Raw genomic sequence first — 18,777 nt, 5'->3', positions numbered from 1 at the left:
CGGTCTTCGGCGTCAGAGAACTTTTCCGACCATAAGTGAAACACATCTTATGTCGCTCGCGGAACAGGCGCCGTCAAGCTCCATGCGGCACATACTTCCGCATCGACGCCACCCCCTTCCCAACGCCGCGCGAAGGGGCGACAATCGCCGCCACCAAGACCAACGCGGTTTTCGAGGAAACACCATGACGGACGCCCCCGCCGCCAGCCCCACCGCTGCCGTTCTGGTCATCGGCAACGAGGTGCTGTCGGGCCGTACCAAGGACGCCAACCTCTCCCACATCGCGGCCACCCTGGCCGGCATCGGCGTGCCGGTGCGCGAGGCCCGCGTGGTCCCCGATGTGGAGGCGGAGATCATCGCAGCACTGGACGCGCTGCGCCATCGCTACACCTATGTCTTCACCACCGGCGGCATCGGCCCGACCCACGATGACATCACCTCGGCCTGCGTGGCCAAGGCGTTCGGGGTGGCGCTGGAACGCAACGCCGAAGCGGTGGCCCGGCTGGAGCGCCATTACAACGACCCCGCCCTGCTGAACGAGGCCCGGCTGCGCATGGCCGACATTCCCGCCGGGGCGGTGCTGATCGACAACCCCGTCAGCCAGGCGCCGGGGTTCCGCATCGGCAACGTCCATGTGCTGGCCGGCGTGCCGCGCATCATGCAGGCCATGCTCGACGGGCTGCTGCCCAAGCTTCAGGGCGGACCCGCCATCCACGCCCGCACGGTGAGCTGTTCGCTGGGCGAAGGCACCATCGCCAAGGATCTGGGCGACATCCAGGCCCGGTTCCCCACGGTGGATATCGGCAGCTACCCCTATTTCCGCAACGGCTTCTTCGGCGTCAGCCTCGTGCTGCGCGGCACCGACGAATCCGCGGTGGAAGCGGCGGCGGCCGAGGTGGCCGGCATGGTCACGGCGCTGGGCGGGACGCCCACCGTCACCATCGGTACAGCCGAATAGCCGACGGAACTTTTCCCCGCTCCCACTCCCGCCGTACGGCGGAATGCCGAATTGCCGGATCGTCCGCCCCTCCCAATTCCTTGGTTTGGGAGGAAACCGGGATGTTCCACTCTCTGCTGCCATGCGAACGGGCGCTGATCGGGTTTCTGCTCCGCCATCTGGCCTCCGGCAGTGCCGGGGGCGTGGTGGTGGGGATCGGCATCCTCGTCCTCGACATCGCCAGCCTGCGCACGCTGATGAGCACCAGCGATTCCTGGCTGATGGCCACCCTGATGCTGTTCGGCGGGCTGATCGTCACCTTCGGCAGCGCCGCCATCGCCATCGGCGTCATGACCCTGAGCGGGGATGAGGAATGACTCTGATACCGCCACGCCAATGACGGGCGTGACGTATTGCGTTCAAACGCCACGCAGGCTTTCCCGCGCCCATGTGGGCGCGCCGCCGCAGTCGCGGCGGGCGGCGAACGCTTGAAGGGCGTTCGCCGGTGTCAGAACGGCCCAAAGCTCTGGTACAGCCACACCAGCCCCACCGCCGCGGCCAGCCACAGGGCGGCGTTGATCAGGATGCGCCCGCGGTTGCGGCGCAACGCCACCGGCACCACCAGCACCGCCGCCATCAAAAGCCCGGTCAGGGCCATCCATTGATTTTCATTCATGGGCGTGACGCTCTCCTTGTGTAAAAGTCCGTCTTCCGGTTTGACAAACCGTGTCCGGCGGGTATAGTGCGCGGCCTTACTTCCGGGAAGGCGGGCGTGCCTTCGTGTCAACGCCCCGTCCTTGGGTTTTGCCCAGGGAACTACCGGGACAACACCACTCGCATCAGATCGAGGGCGATATGAGCAAGCGTCAAGAGTCCAAGTATAAGATCGACCGCCGCCTTGGCGTCAACCTGTGGGGCCGCGCCAAGAGCCCGCTGAACAAGCGTGAATACGGCCCCGGCCAGCACGGCCAGCGCCGCAAGAAGCCGTCGGACTACGGCCTGCAGCTGATGGCCAAGCAGAAGCTGAAGGGCTACTACGCCAACATCGGCGAGAAGCAGTTCCGCAAGATCTACCAGGAAGCCGTGCGCCGCAAGGGCGACACCGGCGAAAACCTGATCGGCCTGCTGGAGCGCCGCCTGGACGCCGTGGTCTACCGCATGAAGCTGGTGCCGACCCCGTTCGCCGCCCGCCAGTTCATCAACCATGGCCACATCCTGGTCAACGGCCGCCGCGTGAACATCCCGTCCTTCCAGGTGAAGGCCGGTGACGTGATCGAAGTGCGCCAGAAGTCCAAGCAGATGGCCCTGGTGCTGGAAGCCATCGCGTCCGGCGAACGCGACATCCCCGATTACCTGAACGTCGATACCTCGGCGCTGAAGGGCACCTTCGTGCGCGTGCCGCTGCTGGCCGACGTGCCGTACCCGGTCCAGATGGAACCGAACCTGGTCATCGAATTCTATTCGCGCTGATCGGTTCCGGCGTCCCATCGCCGAAACGAAAAGGCCGCATCCTTCGGGATGCGGCCTTTTCTTTTGCCCGGCGCATTACCGATTTTTCCCGATAAATTCGGGAACAATTCCCGATTCATGTCCCGGTTTCTCGTCCGCCCATGGTGGAATTGTTCCACCCTGTTTTTCCCGGTCATATCCCCTTCGATTCCTGGATCTGGGGGGAAACAATGGCAAAGAAAAGACAGGGGCGGCGTCTGGGGCGCCGGGGCGTGCTGGGGGCATGGGTGGCGGGCACCTGTGCCGCCGCCTGCCCGGTGGGAACGGTGCTGGCCGACGCGGGGGCGGTGGAGCTTCCGGGGCTGGAGGTGACGGCGGCGCCGCTGGCCGGGCCGGGGGTGGAGGCCGACAAGGTGCCGGTCAACCTGCGCCGGCTGGATGCCGCCGACATGGCCGCCCGGGGCGCGCCCGACCTGCTGGGCACGCTGGAACGCCGCGTGCCGGGCGTGAATTTGAACGAGGCGCAGAACAACCCCTTCCAGCCCGACGTGCAGTTCCGCGGCTTCACCGCCTCGCCGCTGGTGGGCAACGCCCAGGGGCTGGCCGTCTATCAGAACGGCGTGCGCGTGAACGAGGTGTTCGGGGATACGGTCAACATGGACCTGATCCCCGATATCGCCATCGCCGACACCGACGTGATGTCCAACACCCCGGCGTTCGGGCTGAACGCGCTGGGGGGTGCGCTGAACCTGCACATGAAGGACGGGTTCACCAATCAGGGCGGCCAGTTGGTGCTGCAGGGCGGCTCGTTCGGGCGGTGGCAGGGGGCGGCGGAATATGGACAGCAGGTGGGCAACGTCGCCGCCTATGCCGCCGTCCAGGCGCTGCACGAGGACGGGTGGCGCCAGCATTCCCCCTCCACCCTGCGGCAGATGTACGGTGACATCGGCTGGCGCGGCAGCCGGGGCGAGGCGCACCTGAACCTGACGGCGGCGGACAACAGCCTGACCGGCAACGGCCCGGCCCCGGTGGAACTGGTGGCCGCGGCCCGGTCCCACGTCTTCACCTACCCCGACCGCACGGAAAACCGGCTGATCATGCCGTCGGTGAACGCCACCGTGGAGGTGACCGACACCGTGTCGCTTCAGGCCATGGGCTATGTCCGCCATTACCGCCGCAACACGTTGAACGGCGACACGGTGGATGCGGAAGCCTGCGAATCCACCGACCGCAACCGCGACGGCACCGACGACCGCACCGGCCAGCGGGTTTCCCTGCGCACCGGGCGCCTGTGCCTGAACGACACCGGCCCGGTGCTGTTCGACAGCCATGGCCAGCCCATCGACGATTTCCTGAACGACACCCGCGGCGGCGTGCTCAACCGGACGGCCACGTCGTCCACCTCGGGCGGGGGAACGGTGCAGGCGACGGTGAAGGAGCCTCTGGCCGGGCACGGCAATTTCCTGGTGGCGGGCGCCAGCCTGGATTACGGCGTGACCCGCTTCAGCGCCAGTTCGGAAATCGGCACCCTGACCCCCGACCGCACGGTGGCCCCCATCGGGCTGGTCATCGCCCAGCCGGACGGGGAAATCGCGCCGGTGTCGCTGCGCGCCACCAACACCTATGTGGGGGCCTATGTCTCCGACACGGTGGACGTGACGGACGCGCTGGCGGTCACGGTGGGCGGGCGGCTGAACGTCGCCCACATCAAGATGGAAGACAAGCTGGGCACCGCGCTCAACGGCGATCACCACTTCACCCGCTTCAACCCCGCCGCCGGCGCCACCTATAAGGTCACCCAGGGGCTGACCGCCTATGGCGGCTATTCCGAAAGCAACCGGGTGCCGACGGCGGCGGAACTGTCGTGCGCCGACCCCAGCCGGCCCTGCACCCTGACCAACTTCTTCCTGTCCGACCCGCCGCTGAAGCAGGTGGTGGGCCGTACGTGGGAAACCGGGCTGCGCGGGTCCGGCGTGGCGCTGTCGGCGGACGCGCGGCTGAACTGGTCGCTGGGGCTGTTCCGCACCGACCTCAGCAACGACATCCTGAACGTGGCGTCGGGCGTGCGCGGGCGCGGGTACTTCCAGAACGCCGGCGACACCCGCCGCCAGGGGGTGGAAGCGGGGGCGCACCTGTCGGGCAGCGGCTGGACCGCCTTCATCGACTATGCCTTCGTCGAGGCGACGTTCGAAAGCGATCTGGTGCTGAACAGCCCCGACAACCCCAACCGCAACCGCACCACCGGCACCGTGACCGCCCATCCGGGCGACCGGCTGCCGGGCGTGCCGGCCCACCGGGTGAAGCTGGGCGGCAGCTACATGGTGCTGGACGGCTGGACGGTGGGGGGAACGCTCAGCGCCTACACCAGCCAGACCTACACCGGCGACCCGTCGGGCAGCGCGGGCAAGGTGCCGGGCTATGCCACGGTGGACCTGAACACCAGCTACCGCGTCACCCCGTCGGTGCAGGTGTTCGGGCTGGTGCAGAACGCCACCAACAACAAGCACGCCACCTTCGGCACCTTCGGCGGGGTGCGGGAGGTTCCGCTGGCCGAGGCGCCCGGTGCCTCCAACCCGCGGTTCATCAGCGCGTCCGCCCCGCGGGCCTTCTACGGCGGGGTCAAGGTGATCTTCTGATCCCCCATGGACAAGAAAAAGGGCCGCATCCCGAAGGATGCGGCCCTTTTTTCTTACGCGGTCACCGATTCCAGCGCGGGGTAATCGGTGTAGCCCTTGGCGTCGCCGCCGTAGAAGGTGGTCTGGTCCGGCGTGTTCAGCGCCGCCCCGGTGCGGAAGCGTTCCACCAGATCGGGGTTGGCGATGAAGGGGATACCGATGCTGACCAGATCCGCCTCGCCCGCCGCCAGCGCGGCATCGGCCGCCGCGCGGGTGTAGAAGCCGCCGTTCAGCATGAAGGTGCCCTTGTACGCCCGGCGCAGGGCGCCGGCCAGACGGGCGGCACCGGCGGGCGGGGCCATCGGCGTGCCGTCCTTGCCCTCGATGATGTGCAGATAGGCGAGGCCGAAGGGATTGAGCGCTTCGACCGCGTACCCGAAGGTGGCCGCCGGGTCGCTGTCGCGGATGTCGTTGAAGACGCCGTTGGGCGACAGCCGCACACCGACGCGGCCCGCCCCCACCGCCTTGACCACCGCCTCGGTCACTTCCAGCAGGAAGCGGGCGCGGTTGGCCACCGGGCCGCCGTAGGCGTCGGTGCGGTGGTTGGTGCCGTCGCGCAGGAACTGGTCGATCAGGTAGCCGTTGGCCCCGTGGACCTCCACCCCGTCCAGCCCGGCGTCGAACACCGCGCGCTTGGCAGCCTCGGCAAAGGCGGTGACGAGGCCCGGAATCTCATCCAGCTCCAGCGCACGGGGAGCGGAGAAGGGCTTCATGCCGTCGCCGGTGAACACCTCGCCGCGGGCGGTGATGGCCGAGGGGGCGACGGGGGCGGCCCCCCCCGGCTGGAACAGGGTGTGCGAAATACGGCCCACGTGCCAGATCTGCATGAAGATCCGCCCGCCCTTGGCGTGCACGGCGTCGGTGACGGTGCGCCAGCCGGCGGCCTGTTCGGCGGTGTGGATGCCCGGCGTGTTGGTGTAGCCCTGGCCGGTGGCGTGGACCTGCGTCGCTTCGGTGATCAGCAGGCCGGCGGTGGCGCGCTGGGCGTAGTATTCCGCCATCAGCGGCGTCGGCACATTGCCCGCCCCGGCGCGGCTGCGGGTCAGGGGCGCCATCGCCATGCGGTTCGGCAGTTCGACATCGCCCAGGCGGATCGGGGTGAAGAGATCGGCGGTGGTCATGAGGGGAACGCTCCCTGCGCTCGTTGTATGTATGTGAGTACATACTTTACCCGTCCGCCGCTCTTGTCAAGCCCGCTCGTGGCTCCTTATTATCGAGGGGAGGGAGCAGCGATATGACCATGGACGACACCGCCCCCCGCCGCCGCAGCCGGGAGGCGACGACGGCGGCTCTGCTGGAGGCGGCCAAATTCACCTTTGCCGAACGCGGCTTCGACGCCGCCACCACCCGCGAGATCGCCGCGCGGGCGGGCGTGAACGAGCAGTTGATCCAGCGCTATTTCAACGGCAAGAACGGCCTGCTTCTGGCGGTGATGGAGCATTACGGCCTTGCGGAGGGCCAGGGCTGCGCCCTGCCGCCGCCGGGTGAGTCGCTGGAGGACGATCTTGTGGCGATTCTGGAAACGCAGATCGCCCATGCCTGGGTCTGCCGCGATTTCACCCGCGTGGTGCTGAACCGCGCCCTGGTGGACCCGGCCATCGCGGCGGAGATGGGGCGCACCCTGTCGGAAAGCCGCATTCCCTGCATCCTGAAGCGGCTGGAAGGCTTCCGCGAGCGCGGGATGATCGACGGGGCCGCCGACCTGCCGGCGCTGGCCGCCGGGCTGGCGACGCTCAGCTTCGGCATGGGCTTCCTCAATCAGGTGGTGTTCGACGAGGATCCCGGACGGCTGCGGCAGGTGGCCACCGCCCTGGCCCGCACCCTGGCCGCCGGGCTGGCGTCCCCGGGTTCCTGATCCGCAAAAGGTCACAGCCCCGTCAAAACACCGTTAACCATACCCCGGCACGCTGGTCCCCGGTTTTCTTGGCACACAGGGACAAGGGGTGCGTTCATGACCTGCATCGTGGGGCTGGTTGACGGGGACCGGGTGTGGATGGGCGGCGACAGCGCCGGGGTATCGGGGCTGGATATCACCGTGCGCGCCGACACCAAGGTCTTCCGCAACGGGGAGCTGCTGATCGGCTTCACCAACTCCTTCCGCATGGGCCAGCTTCTGGCCCACCGCCTGGTGCCGCCGCCGCGCGAGCCGGGACAGGATCTGTTCCGCTACATGGTGATCGATTTCGTGGACGCGGTGCGGCAGGTGCTGAAAGACGGCGGCTACGCCCACAAATCCAACGAGGTGGAAACCGGCGGCACGTTCCTGGTGGCGGCGGAGGGGCGGCTGTTCGCCATCCAGTCCGACTATCAGGTGGGGGAAGCCATGCGCGGCTACCACGCCATCGGCTGCGGCGCCGACTATGCGCTGGGGTCGCTGGCCTCCACCGCCGGGCTGTCGGCGGAAGAACGGGTGCGCCGGGCGCTGGAATGCGCCGAACTGTTCAGCGGCGGCGTGCGCGCGCCCTTCACCATCCAGCACATCCGCGCCCGCCCCCATGGGTCCGCGGCGATGACGGGCATGGGGGAACTGGTGGCGGCGGAGTAACCTCTGCCCCGCCCCTATTGCACCGTCCCCGGAAACAGCGGCTCGCCCGGCGTGTCGGCGGGCCGGGCGGACGGCGGGTCGTCGGGGATGGGATAGCCCATGCGGCGGGCGAGTTCCTCGTCCAGACGCCCGGTGCGCCAGTCGCGGCAGGCCCCCACCCGGCGGCTGGGGGCGGCGGAGAAGGCCGGGCCGCGGTCCGGTTCCGCCGTCCGCGGCAACAGCGGCAGGCGGGCCAGGAGTGCCGCCGGGGTGCGGGGCGGCGTGTCCCCCTCCTCCTCCCCCCACGGCGCGCGGATGTCCTCCCACCCGTCGAGCAGCCAGCCCAGCCGGTCCAGGCCGCGGCGCAGGCTCAGGGCCCGCGGCCCCCAGGCCGCCAGCAGCCCCACCGGGTCGGCCAGGTCGCGGTCGAGATCCACCAGCAGACGGCGGGCGCGGCCCAGGGTGGCCGCCGCCGATCCCTCCACCAGCGCCGACAGCGGGCCGAAGCTGCCGGCGGCGGCCTCCCGCCACACCTCCTCCACCACCGCCATCTGCCGGCGCAGGCGCCCCTCCTCCCCGCGGGCGGGAAAGCCCAGGGGCTGGAGCAGGCTGCCCAGCCGCAGCGCCCGGTCGTGGACGGTGCCCGGCTCCAGCGCCAGACGGCGGCCCAGCGCCTCGAACGCATCCCGCACCAGGGCTCTGCCGGCCACGCTCTCCAGGTCGGGAGCGGGGTCGAGTTGAAACGGCGCCACCCCGCCGGCCCGCAGCAGCCGCATCATCAGGGCATAGCGCACCGTGACCTCGCCCATGGCCGCGCGGGTGACCCGGCGGCGGGCGGCGGCGCGGGCGGCGGCGGTGTAAAAGGGACGGCCGGGGCCGGTGACCGGGGCGGTCAGCGCCAGCACGGCGGCAGCCAGCCGGATGCGTTCGGGGGTGGGATTGTCCATGCGCGCCACGTCGCGGTGCAGCGCCCGACCCGCGGCGTTCATCTGCCCCAGCACCGGCAGCGACGGCCACGCCAGCACCAGCACCCCGGCGCCCCCGGACCAGCCGGGAACCACCACCTCCAGCCCCCCGGCACCGGCGCCCCCCCCGGCGGGACGGACCCGCGCCCCGGCCAGCCCCGGCACGTCCAGGGGCAGGGGCACGCCCGCCGCCTCGAACGTTGCCGGACGCCAGGGATCCAGGGGGGGAAGGGTGTCCAGGAAAGAACGCGTCATCGAACCGTCCACCGCCGAAATCCATCACTGCCCCATGAAACACGGGGCGGCGGGCGGCGGGCAGCGGCGCAAGACGTCAGGACGGGGCGCGGTGCGGGTACTTCCCCCCGTCCCCCGGACCGGCGGCGGGTTACCCCGCCACGGTCTCGGTCACCATATCGGCACCACAAACGCGGTTGCGGCCCGACTTCTTGGCGCCGTAGAGCGCCTCGTCCGCGTCGGCCAGCAGGGTATAAGGATCAGCCTTCTCAGTGGGAACGACGGCGGCATAGCCGATGCTGATGGTGACGCACGGCGCAGTGGTGGACGCCGCGTGCGGGATGGCGCGGGCCGTCACGGTTTCCCGCAGCCGCTCGGCCACCATGCGCGCCCCGTCCCCGTCGGTTTCGGGCAGCAGGCAGACGAACTCCTCCCCGCCGTAGCGGGCGGCGAAATCGCCGGGGCGCTGGGCCACCGCGTCCAGCATCGCCGCCACCGCGCGCAGGCATTCGTCGCCGGAATGATGGCCGTAATGGTCGTTGTAGGCCTTGAAATGGTCCACATCGACCATGATCACCGCCAGCGGCTGGTTGGAGCGCATGCAGCGGCGCCATTCGCGGCTGAAGATCTCGTCGAAGCGGCGGCGGTTGCCGATGCCGGTCAGCCCGTCCAGGAACGACAGGCGGCGCAGCAGGTCGGCCTGATGCTTGAGCAGCAGGTGGTTGCGCACGCGCGCCTTCACGATGGGGGCGCTGATGGGTTTGGTGATGAAGTCGATGGCCCCGGCCTCAAGCCCGCGGGTCTCGTCCTCCACCTCGCCGCGGGCGGAGACGAAGATCACCGGGATGTCGCAGGTCAGCGGGTTGGCCTTGATCTGCGAGCACACCTCGTACCCGTCCATGCCCGGCATCATGATGTCGAGAAGAACAAGATCCGGCTGGCGCGCAACCACAAGTTCCAATGCCTTCACCCCGTCCATGGCGAAGTAGATGTCGTAATCGTCCTTCAGAATATGGCTCAGCACCTGAATGTTGCTGGGCACGTCATCGACGATCAGGATCTTGGGGCGCTGGTGAAACATACCGTCACGATCCGCTTTCAGCCGTTCCGAGATCATCGGAAATTCGCCGAAGCATGGCAAGAGCACGGGGAAAATCAAGGGAATCGATGGCCGCGGCCACCCCCATCAACCGGGGCCGCTCCACCAGCGGGGCCAGAGCCTCGCCCAGCGCCGGCCATTCCTCGGCGGCGGCGAAGTTGCTGTCGGCCAACAGGTCGAGCAGGCGGCGCAACGGCGCGTCCAGCGCCGCCACGTCCGCCGGGGCTTGCGCCGGGGACGCGGGGGGCGGGGCGGCCGCCGCGGCCGCCGCGGCCGCATCCTCAGCCATCAGTTGCCGGGCGCTGTCCAGAACCATCTCAAGTTGGGCGCGCAGCTCGGGCAGGGCCGCCTCGGCGGCGGCGCGCTGGCCCTGCTTGGCGGCGATCTGCAGGGCATCGGCCACCGCCGACAGGCGGCGGGCGCCGATGTTGCCCGACACGCTCTTCACATCGTGGGCGATCTGGCCGGCGCGGTGCAGGTCGCCGGCCATGAAGGCGTCGGTGATGGCGTCGGCGCACCCGGCATAGGAATCGGCGAAGCTGACGATGAAATGGCGTACGAGCGCCTCGTCCCCGCCCAGCCGGCGCAGCGCATCGGCGGTGTCGATGCCGCGCAGGGGCGGCAGGCCGCCCGCAGCCGGGCCGCCTTTGGGCTCGGCCCGCCGTCCGCCGCCCGGCGGGGCGGCGGCGGTGGACAGCACGATCGGGTCGTGATCCGCCGGCAGGGCCTCCTCCTCCCCGCCCGCGGCGATGCGCGACAGCCAGCGGCTCACCGTGTCGATGAGCTGGTCGCTGTCCAGCGGCTTGGCGATGTGGTCGTTCATGCCGGCGTCCAGGCAGCGCTGGCGGTCGGCGGGCAGGGCGCTGGCGGTCAGCGCGATGATCGGCACCCGGTCGCCGCCCGGCAGGGCGCGGATGCGGCGGGTGGCCTCCACCCCGTCCATGCCCGGCATCTGCACGTCCATCAGCACGAGATCGAACGGCACCCCGGTGCCGGTCACCGCATCGATGGCGGTTTCGCCGCTGTCGGCGGTTTCCACCTCGGCCCCCGACCGGCGCAGCACCTCGCGCACCACGTCGCGGCCGATGGCGTTGTCGTCCACCGCCAGGATGCGGCGCCCGGCCAGGGGATAGCGGCGGTTGGCGCGCAGCGCCGCCGGCTGGGGCGCCGGCCCGTTGTGGGAATGGGCATAGGCCGCCGCCACCGCGTCCAGCAGGGCCGAGGCGGTGACCGGCTTGACGATCAGCCCGTCCAGCCCGGCGTCGGCCACCAGCCGCGACACCCGGTCCCGGCCAAAGGCGGTGACCACGATGATGATCGGCGCCGTCAGCCCGGTGTTGCGGCGGATCAGGCGGCTGGTCTCGATGCCGTCCATGCCCGGCATGCGCCAGTCCATCAGCACCACGTCGTACGCCTGCCCCGCCGCGGCGGCGCGCTCCAGCTCGGCGATGCCCTCCTCCCCCGACGGCACGGCGGCGCAGTGCCAGCCGAAGCCGCGGGACAGCACCGACAGCCCCTCGCGCGCCACCTCGTTGTCGTCCACCACCAGCACCCGCAGGCCGCGGGGCAGCGCCCGCCCGTGCAGGCGGCGGTCGGGGGCGGAGCGGGCGGTGCCGAACAGGGCGGTGAAGCGGAAATCGCTGCCCTTGCCGGGTTCGCTGTCCACCTCCATGGCGCCGCCCATCAGGGTGACCAGCCGCATGCAGATGGCCAGCCCCAGCCCGGTGCCGCCGTAGCGGCGGGTGGTGGAGCTGTCGCCCTGGGAAAAGGCGTCGAACAGCCGTTCCTTCTGCTCCGGCGCGATGCCGATGCCGGTGTCGCGGACGGAGAAGCCCAGCTCCACCTGTCCGCCGGCCAGCGGGCGGGCGGAGACGGTGACCACCACCTCGCCCGATTCGGTGAACTTGATGGCGTTGCCGGCCAGATTGATGAGGATCTGCTGCAGCCGCAGCGGGTCGCCGACCAGACCCAGCGGCACCTCGGGCCGGATCATGAACAGAACCTCGATGTCCTTTTCATGGGCCGAGGCCGACAGGATGGTGGCCAGGTTGTCCAGCAGCTCGTCCAGGCGGAATTCCACCTGTTCCAGATCCATCTTCCCGGCCTCGACCTTCGAGAAGTCCAGGATGTCGTTCAGGATGCCCAGCAGCGACCGGGCCGACGCGCGGATCTTCTGCGCGTATTCCCCCTGGCGCCCGGTCAGTTCCGTCTGCTGGAGCAGGTGGACCAGCCCCAGGATGGCGTTCATGGGCGTGCGGATCTCGTGGCTCATGTTGGCCAGGAACTCCGACTTCGCGCGGTTGGCGGCCTCCGCCGCGGCCATGGCGTCCTTCAGCTTGCGCTCGGCCTCGCGCAGGGCCGTGATCTCCATGAACACCGACCCGGCATAGAGCACCCGGTCCTTGGACACCACCGGGAACCAGCCGGTCAGCCAATGGCGGTCCAGACCGGGCCGGGCCGGGGTGCCGCCGACGATCTCGGTGGTGTCGATGGCCTCGCCGCTGGTGAAGACCTGTTCGATCAGCGGGTCGCACGCCCCCCCCAGCGCGGGCAGCACCGCCGACACCGGGCGGCCCAGATGGTCGGCGGCGGGCAGGCCGTTGAGGGCGGCCAGCGTGTCGTTGATGCGGGCGTAGCGGTGGTCGCGGTCGAAGAAGGCGAAGCCCACCGGCGCGTTTTCCAGCAGCGCGTTGAGCTGGGCCAGCAGTTCGGTCTTTTCGCGGTTGGCGTTGACCAGCGCCTGTTCGGCGTTCTTGGCGGCGGTGACATCGCGGACGTACACCACGATCCCCTCGGGCGAGGGATAGGCCGACGCCTCGAACCAGCCGCCGTTGCGGGGCCACACCTCGGTCACGGTGGCCGGCTGGTGGCGGTCCATGGCGCGGCGGAACCCGGCTTCGAACGGCGAGCCGTGCAGCTCCGGCACCCGTTCCCACAAGGTGGCGCCGGTCACGGCATCGCTCTGGCCCAGCTGCGCCGCCGCCCGCCGGTTCATGTAGAGGAAGCGCCAGTTGCGGTCGAGCGCGTAGACCTGATCGGACGTGGCCTCCAAAACCGTGCTCAGCCGCTGCGACGCCTCGCGGGTCTGGCGTTCGGCCTCTTCGGCGATGTGGCGGGCCTCGTCGCGTTCGTGCTCGCGGATGGCCAGCCGCTCGGCCATGCGGTTGAAGGCGGTGGACACGGCCACGATCTCGTCGGGCGCGCCGCGGGTGTCGATGGCCACGTCCGGCTCCCCCGCGCCCAGCCGTTCGGCGGCATCGCGCAGCACCCCGGTCCAGCGCAGGACCGACACGCGCATCATGCCCCAGATGGCCAGCAGCGCCAGCATCAGCGCCGCCGCCATCACGCCCACCCCCTGGAGCATGTCGCGCCGGGCCTTGCCCCGCAGCTCCTCCACCGGCAGCCCGATGACAAAGGTGGTGTCGGTGCCGCGCAGGGTCTGGAAGCTCCACATCCGGCGCAGGCCGTCGATCCCCCCCGCCTCGAACGTGCCGCGGTCCTCGCGCACGATGCGCTGGATGAGCGGCAGGCCGATCAGATTCTTGCCCACCAGCTTTTCCGTGTCGGGCGTGCGGGCCAGCACGGTGCCGTTGCCGTCCAGCACCATCACCCTGGCGCCCCCCTGCACCGTGGTGCGGATCAGATCGCCGTACCAGTCGAGCGAGATGGAGATGCCCATCATGCGCACGATCTCGCCGTTCTCGATCACCGGCATCACCCCCAGCATGATCGGGGTGTTGGACCGCTTGCCCACGATGTAGCCGCTCAGGACGAAATCCCGCTCGGCGATGGCGCGCTGGAAATACTCCCGCTCGCCCAGGCTGATGCCGGCGCCGGGGCCGGAGGTGTCGCAGATGATGTTGCCCTTGGGATCGGTGATCCAGGCGCCCGTGGTCCAGTGGCGCTGGCGGGGCAGTTCCTTCATGATCGCCACGCAGGCGTCGGTGTCGCCCGCCTCGGCATAGCGGATGTCGGGCACCTTGGCCAGGATGCTCAGCAGGCTGCGCGCCTCCTCGATCAGGCTGTCCTGCCGGCTCACCCCCTCCTGCACCAGCAAGGTGGCCTGATCGCCCAGCGCCGCCACCTCCGCCTCAAGCCGCTGGGTCAGGTACAGCAGCGCCGCCGCCAGGGGGAGCACCAGCGCCGCCAGAACGATGAACAGGATGCGGGCGTGCAGATTGCGCAGCCGCAGAAAGGACATCACGCGGGATGGCTGGTCGGCCATGGGGGCAGGCACCGGGGCGGGAAAACGGGAAACAGCGGCGTCAGAGTACCGTTTCCCCACCCTTACTGCCAAAGCGAACTTTTCCGGCACCAGTTAAAATTGCCGCACGAGCCTTTCCCGGACGGCACCCCCCTACCTTCGGCTTTGCTGGAAAAGGCCGGCCAATGTATAATTGCGCACCCACATCATGCCGGCAAAAGCCGGATACCGGCGGCTTCCTTAGAGTTCGCAAGATTTCAGATCTATGCGGCAAAGGGTGTTCTTTGCTATAATACTTTTGTTTAATTGTATAGACAACAAACCACTGCCGTGATGCTGCTCCCGAACATGAATCAACACCGCACGGGCTGAACCGTGGCGGGATGAAGGGGGGATCGACGATGGCTTTTCTCGACATGTTCCGCACGCGGCCCCCGTCCGACGGCATCATGGCCACGGCTCACGCCGCGGTCCCGGAAACCGGGCCGGCCCTGGAGGCCGGGCCGGGTCCGGCCGGTGCCGCCGCCATCCGCACCGCGGTGACCACCGCCGCCGGGGTGGCCCGTGCCGCGGCGGAGCTGGCCGCGGGCGGACAGCCGCCGGCCCTGGTGGTGGGATTCGTGTCGCCGCATGTGGATTTCGCCGCCGCCGCCCAGGACGTGCGCCGGGCGCTTCCCCCCGCGACCAAGGTTCTGGTGGTGTCCACCGCGGGCGAGCTGTGCGCGGGCGGGGGCGGGGGCACCGGCGGGCTGTACCGCCCCACCGGCACCCGCTGGGACGATGTGGTGCTTCAGGCGTTCGACGCATCGCTGTTCTCCGCCATCGACCTGCGGGTGATCCCGCTGCACAACGCCGACCTGCGCCGCCCCGGCCCGGTGACCCCGCGGGCCGAACGGGTGGCGGCCATCGCGGCGGAGCTGGAGCGCGCCCAGCCCCCCTTTGCCATCGACGCCCGCGACACGGTGGCGCTGACCTTCATCGACGGGCTGTCGGCGTCGGAAAGCTATTTCATGGAAGCGGTGTACCAGTCGCGCCGCTTCCCCTGCCTGTTCATCGGCGGGTCGGCGGGCGGCACGTTCGATTTCAAGGACACCTGGCTGTCGGACGGCGGGCGGGTGCACCAGAACGTGGCCGTCGTGGCGTTCCTGAAGCTGGCGCCCGGCGTGCGCTACGGCGTGTTCAAGTCGCAGAACTTCCGCCCCACCGCCACCGTCTTCACGGTGATCGAGGCCAACCCCGAACGGCGCACCGTGCGCAGCGTCATCGATCCCAAGACCATGGAGACGGTGCGCTTCATCGACGCGCTGGCCGCCCATTACCGCTGCCGCCCGGACGAGGTGACGGCGCGCATGGGCAAATCCTCCTTCGCCATCGACATCGACGGGGAAATGTTCGTCCGCTCGGTCGCCGGGGTGAACGACGGGACGGGCGACGTGTCGTTCTATTGCGACATCGCGCCGGGGGAGGATCTGCGGCTGGTGGATCCCACCGATTTCGTGCGTCAGACCACCGACGACTTCGCCGCCTTCATGCGCGGCAAGCCGCAGCCGGTGGGCGGCATCCTCAACGACTGCATCCTGCGCCGGCTGAACAACCAGGACCAGCTTGGGGGCCTGCGGGTGTTCGACGGCATGGCCATGGCCGGCTTTTCCACCTTCGGCGAGCTTCTGGGCGTCAACATCAACCAGACCCTGTCGGCGCTGCTGTTCTTCCGGGTGGCGCCGGGGGAAAGCTTCGTTGACGATTTCACCGACCGCTTCCCCATCCACTACGCCGCCTTCCGCAACAGCTTCACCGCCTGCGCGCTGAACCGCATGACCGAGCTGAACCGCATGCGCCGCGGGGTGGCCGAGCACCTGATGAGCTACGCCACCGCCTTTGCCGGCATGTCGGGCGACGTGGGGGAGACGGCGGCGTTCCAGCAGCGGCTGGCCCAGTCGCTGGCCGCCATCCAGCAGAGCCTGCAGCAGCACGCCCATTCCTTCGACGGCCACGCGGAGCGCAAGGACGAGCTGATGCGCGACTTCCGCTCGCTGACCGAGGTGGTGCGCAGCATCGAAAACGTGCTGGGCGTGATCGACGGCATCGCCGGGCAGACCAACCTGCTGGCGCTGAACGCCACCATCGAGGCGGCCCGCGCGGGCGAAGCCGGCAAGGGCTTCGCCGTGGTGGCGGCGGAGGTGCGCAAGCTGGCCAACGACACCAAGAACACCCTGGACAACACCCGCCGCGCCATCGGCGAGGTGGTGCGCTGCGTCAGCGACGTGGGCCGCAAGCTGGACGACACCGGCAGCCGCATGGATCAGGCGGCGGGCGAGGTGGCGGGCATGCTGGCGGAGGTGGCGCAGGTGATGCACGACGCCGACAGCGCGTCCGCCGACGTGACCCGCAGCCTGTCCAGCCTGCGCGATCAGGCGGAGCGGGTGGCCGCCATCCGCCACGACATCGAACGCCTGAAGACGCTGGAAACGGCGTGAGGCTTTTGCCTCAGCCGCCGGCCGCCGCGTCCGCCGCCGCCTCGGCGAACAGCCAGTCGCGGAACAGCCGCACCTTGGCCCGGGTGCGGCTGTGGGGGGCCATCACCACGTAATAGGCGTATTCCCCCGGCAGGGACACGTCGAACAGCCGCACCAGCCGCCCGGCGGCCAGATCGTCGGCCACCAGCACCCGCCGGGCCAGCGCCACCCCCTGCCCGCCCATGGCCGCCTGCAGCAGCAGGGCCGAGTCGGTGTAGCGCGGGCCGCGGTCCACCTCGGTCCCCGGCGGCACCGCCGCCGCCGCCATGGCGCCCCCGGCCACGGCGGCGGCGAACCATGTGCTCCAGGTGATCATGTAATCGTCGTGCAGCAGCGTGTGATGCAGCAGGTCGGCGGGCGTGCGGATCGGCTTCGGCCCGTCGCGCAAGGACGGCGTGCAGACGGGGAACACGTCCTCGGTCATCAGCCGCTCGGCAACGACCCCCGGCCATTGGCCGGGGCCGAGCCGCACACCCACGTCCACATCGGCGTTGCGCCCGGTGAAATCCACAAGCTGGGACGAGGTGTGCAGCCGCACCTCCAGATCCGGGTTGGCCGCCTGGAACCGCCCCAGCCGCATCACCAGCCATTTGGACGCGAACGACGGCATGGTGCTGACCGTCAGCACCCCGCCGTCGTCCTGGCGGAACAGCCGGGCGGTGGCGTCGGCGATCAGGCCCAGCGCCTCGCGCACCGGCACCACATAGGCCTGCCCCGCCTCGGTCAGCAGCAGCGCGCGGTTGACCCGGCGGAACAGCGGCGTGCCCAGCCACTCCTCCAGCCCCTTGATCTGGTGGCTGACGGCGGCCTGGGTCACGTTCAGTTCGGCGGCGGCGCGGGTGAAGGACAGGTGGCGCGCCGCCGCGTCGAAGGCGCGCAGCGCGTTCAGCGGCGGCAGGTTCCGGCTCATGGCGGGCGGCCCCGTCCCCGTGGTTGCTGTCGATTAGTTTTCCTAATGGATTCTATGAGAATTCGTCGTTTGCGCGCAAGGACCGGGTGGCTCACCATCCCCTCATCAATCACAACCAAAAACATTCCGATCACAAGCCCTGGGAGACAGCGGCCATGAGCGATCTTTCCCACACCCGGACCACCACCGCCCGCCCCGCCGGCACGCGCCCGACCCCGCTGGCGCTGTTGACCCGGATGATGGACACGCTGGGGGCGTGGAACGAACGCCGCCGGCAGCGGTTGGCGCTGGAAGCGCTGCCCGACCACATCCTGAGCGACATCGGCCTGTCCCGCGCCGACGCCGACCACGAAGCCACCAAGCCGTTCTGGAAAGGGTGAGCCATGAGCGACACCGCACCGCACACCGCCGCCGAACCGAACCGCGTCTGGACGGGCGGGTGCCTGTGCGGCGCCGTGCGCTATTCCATCGCCACCCGACCCTCGGCCATCTCCTTCTGCCATTGCGGGCAGTGCCGGCGGCTGCATTCCCACGTGGGCGCCTACACCACCTTCCCGCGCGCGGCCATCACCATCACCGGCACCGAGTCGCTGGGCTGGTACGCCTCGTCGGAGCGGGCGCGGCGGGGGTTCTGCACCCGCTGCGGCACCGCCCTGTTCTGGGATCCCGTCAGCGAGCCGCGGTTCGACGTGACCGCCGGCAGCCTGGACGCCCCCACCGGCCTGCACGCCGACCGCCATATCTGGGTGGAGTTCAAGGGCGACTATTACGACATCGGCGACGACGGCCTGCCGCGCCTGCGCAGCACCGATCCCGCCAACGCCTCGGGAGTGCCGATCGATGAGTGACGCCCCGGCCATCCTTCCCGGCGGCTGCCTGTGCGGGGCGGTGCGCTTCACCGTCACCGAGCGGCCGCTCGGCGTGGTGGACTGCCACTGTTCCCAATGCCGGCGGTTCCACGGTCACACCGGTGCCTACATCACCGTGCCCCGCGCCGCGGTGGTGATGGACGGTGACGGGACGCTGACGTGGTACCGCTCGTCGCCGGGGGCGGAGCGGGGCTTTTGCGGGCGCTGCGGGTCGTCGCTGTTCTGGCGCGGCGACGGCGGGCCGCTGATGGACGTGGCGGCGGGGGCGCTGGACCAGCCCACCGACCTGACCACCGTGCGCCACATCCACACCGCGAGCAAACCCGACTATTACGCCATCACCGACGGGGCGGAGCAGTTCCCCCAGTCCGCGCCGGAGCCGCCATAACCGCCCC

General features: G+C 69.8%; 16 protein-coding genes. 10 read left to right on the top strand and 6 right to left on the bottom strand.

The window, feature by feature from the left end; all coding sequences use genetic code 11:
- Positions 1-184 precede the first annotated feature (184 nt).
- Positions 185-958: a competence/damage-inducible protein A gene (locus M2352_RS04740; RefSeq protein ID WP_264663351.1), complete on the top strand. Its 774-nt coding sequence runs from the start codon at positions 185-187 to the stop codon at positions 956-958.
- A 101-nt stretch (positions 959-1,059) separates the two neighbouring features.
- On the top strand, positions 1,060-1,314 hold the full coding sequence (locus M2352_RS04735; RefSeq protein ID WP_264663350.1) for a hypothetical protein: 255 nt from the start codon (positions 1,060-1,062) through the stop codon (positions 1,312-1,314).
- 131 nt (positions 1,315-1,445) lie between these two features.
- Here M2352_RS04735 and M2352_RS04730 read toward each other — a convergent pair whose 3' ends face one another.
- Positions 1,446-1,613, bottom strand: a complete 168-nt coding sequence (locus M2352_RS04730; protein ID WP_264663349.1) for a hypothetical protein — start codon at positions 1,611-1,613, stop codon at positions 1,446-1,448.
- Positions 1,614-1,792: 179 nt separating this feature from the next.
- Between M2352_RS04730 and rpsD the strand changes: the two genes are divergently transcribed.
- Both rpsD and M2352_RS04720 read left to right on the top strand, forming a co-directional pair.
- Positions 1,793-2,407 carry a 30S ribosomal protein S4 gene (gene rpsD, locus M2352_RS04725; protein WP_264663348.1) on the top strand — a complete coding sequence of 205 codons (615 nt, stop codon included), beginning with the start codon at positions 1,793-1,795 and terminating at the stop codon, positions 2,405-2,407.
- Between the two features lie 209 nt (positions 2,408-2,616).
- Positions 2,617-5,022, top strand: coding sequence for a TonB-dependent receptor domain-containing protein (locus M2352_RS04720; RefSeq protein WP_264663347.1), 2,406 nt, complete (start codon positions 2,617-2,619; stop codon positions 5,020-5,022).
- Between the two features lie 53 nt (positions 5,023-5,075).
- On the opposite strand, the gene M2352_RS04715 is transcribed toward M2352_RS04720, so the two are convergent.
- Positions 5,076-6,182 (bottom strand): alkene reductase, encoded by a 1,107-nt coding sequence (locus M2352_RS04715; RefSeq protein ID WP_264663346.1) that lies wholly within the window; start codon positions 6,180-6,182, stop codon positions 5,076-5,078.
- Positions 6,183-6,295: 113 nt separating this feature from the next.
- On the opposite strand from M2352_RS04715, the gene M2352_RS04710 reads away from it, so the two are divergent.
- Positions 6,296-6,916, top strand: coding sequence for a TetR/AcrR family transcriptional regulator (locus M2352_RS04710; RefSeq protein WP_264663345.1), 621 nt, complete (start codon positions 6,296-6,298; stop codon positions 6,914-6,916).
- Between the two features lie 96 nt (positions 6,917-7,012).
- Entirely contained in the window at positions 7,013-7,606 is a 594-nt protein-coding gene (locus M2352_RS04705; protein WP_264663344.1) for a hypothetical protein, read from the top strand.
- Between the two features lie 14 nt (positions 7,607-7,620).
- Here the strand turns inward: M2352_RS04705 and M2352_RS04700 are convergent, their stop codons facing one another.
- From M2352_RS04700 to M2352_RS04690, 3 genes are all read right to left on the bottom strand, one after another.
- Positions 7,621-8,805, bottom strand: coding sequence for a hypothetical protein (locus M2352_RS04700; protein ID WP_264663343.1), 1,185 nt, complete (start codon positions 8,803-8,805; stop codon positions 7,621-7,623).
- 130 nt (positions 8,806-8,935) lie between these two features.
- A complete protein-coding gene (locus M2352_RS04695; RefSeq protein ID WP_264663342.1) occupies positions 8,936-9,865 on the bottom strand; it encodes a diguanylate cyclase domain-containing protein in 930 nt (309 codons plus the stop codon).
- A gap of 4 nt (positions 9,866-9,869) precedes the next feature.
- On the bottom strand, positions 9,870-14,108 hold the full coding sequence (locus tag M2352_RS04690) for a response regulator (RefSeq protein WP_264663341.1): 4,239 nt from the start codon (positions 14,106-14,108) through the stop codon (positions 9,870-9,872).
- A gap of 380 nt (positions 14,109-14,488) precedes the next feature.
- Here M2352_RS04690 and M2352_RS04685 point away from each other — a divergent pair, with 380 nt between their 5' ends.
- A complete protein-coding gene (locus M2352_RS04685; protein ID WP_264663340.1) occupies positions 14,489-16,564 on the top strand; it encodes a methyl-accepting chemotaxis protein in 2,076 nt (691 codons plus the stop codon).
- A 10-nt stretch (positions 16,565-16,574) separates the two neighbouring features.
- Here M2352_RS04685 and M2352_RS04680 read toward each other — a convergent pair whose 3' ends face one another.
- Positions 16,575-17,513 carry a transcriptional regulator GcvA gene (locus M2352_RS04680; protein ID WP_264663339.1) on the bottom strand — a complete coding sequence of 313 codons (939 nt, stop codon included), beginning with the start codon at positions 17,511-17,513 and terminating at the stop codon, positions 16,575-16,577.
- A gap of 155 nt (positions 17,514-17,668) precedes the next feature.
- Here M2352_RS04680 and M2352_RS04675 point away from each other — a divergent pair, with 155 nt between their 5' ends.
- From M2352_RS04675 to M2352_RS04665, 3 genes are read left to right on the top strand one after another with little or no spacing between them, the layout of a single operon-like run.
- Positions 17,669-17,893, top strand: a complete 225-nt coding sequence (locus M2352_RS04675) for a DUF1127 domain-containing protein (protein WP_264663338.1) — start codon at positions 17,669-17,671, stop codon at positions 17,891-17,893.
- A 3-nt stretch (positions 17,894-17,896) separates the two neighbouring features.
- On the top strand, positions 17,897-18,361 hold the full coding sequence (locus tag M2352_RS04670; RefSeq protein ID WP_264663337.1) for a GFA family protein: 465 nt from the start codon (positions 17,897-17,899) through the stop codon (positions 18,359-18,361).
- Entirely contained in the window at positions 18,354-18,770 is a 417-nt protein-coding gene (locus M2352_RS04665) for a GFA family protein (protein WP_264663336.1), read from the top strand. Before M2352_RS04670 ends, M2352_RS04665 begins: the two co-directional genes overlap by 8 nt.
- Positions 18,771-18,777: the final 7 nt, after the last annotated feature.

Source organism: Azospirillum fermentarium (assembly GCF_025961205.1).
Taxonomy (GTDB): domain Bacteria; phylum Pseudomonadota; class Alphaproteobacteria; order Azospirillales; family Azospirillaceae; genus Azospirillum; species Azospirillum fermentarium.
The sequence above is the reverse complement of the archived record's forward strand: the minus strand, read 5'-3'. Positions and strand labels throughout refer to the sequence as shown.

Excerpts from the sequence above, each read along its gene's own strand:
- M2352_RS04740 (WP_264663351.1), top strand. The coding sequence starts at position 185 with ATGACGGACGCCCCCGCCGCCAGCCCCACCGCTGCCGTTCTGGTCATC.
- M2352_RS04735 (WP_264663350.1), top strand. The coding sequence starts at position 1,060 with ATGTTCCACTCTCTGCTGCCATGCGAACGGGCGCTGATCGGGTTTCTG.
- M2352_RS04730 (WP_264663349.1), bottom strand. The coding sequence starts at position 1,613 with ATGAATGAAAATCAATGGATGGCCCTGACCGGGCTTTTGATGGCGGCG.
- rpsD (WP_264663348.1), top strand. The coding sequence starts at position 1,793 with ATGAGCAAGCGTCAAGAGTCCAAGTATAAGATCGACCGCCGCCTTGGC.
- M2352_RS04720 (WP_264663347.1), top strand. The coding sequence starts at position 2,617 with ATGGCAAAGAAAAGACAGGGGCGGCGTCTGGGGCGCCGGGGCGTGCTG.
- M2352_RS04715 (WP_264663346.1), bottom strand. The coding sequence starts at position 6,182 with ATGACCACCGCCGATCTCTTCACCCCGATCCGCCTGGGCGATGTCGAA.
- M2352_RS04710 (WP_264663345.1), top strand. The coding sequence starts at position 6,296 with ATGACCATGGACGACACCGCCCCCCGCCGCCGCAGCCGGGAGGCGACG.
- M2352_RS04705 (WP_264663344.1), top strand. The coding sequence starts at position 7,013 with ATGACCTGCATCGTGGGGCTGGTTGACGGGGACCGGGTGTGGATGGGC.
- M2352_RS04700 (WP_264663343.1), bottom strand. The coding sequence starts at position 8,805 with ATGACGCGTTCTTTCCTGGACACCCTTCCCCCCCTGGATCCCTGGCGT.
- M2352_RS04695 (WP_264663342.1), bottom strand. The coding sequence starts at position 9,865 with ATGTTTCACCAGCGCCCCAAGATCCTGATCGTCGATGACGTGCCCAGC.
- M2352_RS04690 (WP_264663341.1), bottom strand. The coding sequence starts at position 14,108 with ATGGCCGACCAGCCATCCCGCGTGATGTCCTTTCTGCGGCTGCGCAAT.
- M2352_RS04685 (WP_264663340.1), top strand. The coding sequence starts at position 14,489 with ATGGCTTTTCTCGACATGTTCCGCACGCGGCCCCCGTCCGACGGCATC.
- M2352_RS04680 (WP_264663339.1), bottom strand. The coding sequence starts at position 17,513 with ATGAGCCGGAACCTGCCGCCGCTGAACGCGCTGCGCGCCTTCGACGCG.
- M2352_RS04675 (WP_264663338.1), top strand. The coding sequence starts at position 17,669 with ATGAGCGATCTTTCCCACACCCGGACCACCACCGCCCGCCCCGCCGGC.
- M2352_RS04670 (WP_264663337.1), top strand. The coding sequence starts at position 17,897 with ATGAGCGACACCGCACCGCACACCGCCGCCGAACCGAACCGCGTCTGG.
- M2352_RS04665 (WP_264663336.1), top strand. The coding sequence starts at position 18,354 with ATGAGTGACGCCCCGGCCATCCTTCCCGGCGGCTGCCTGTGCGGGGCG.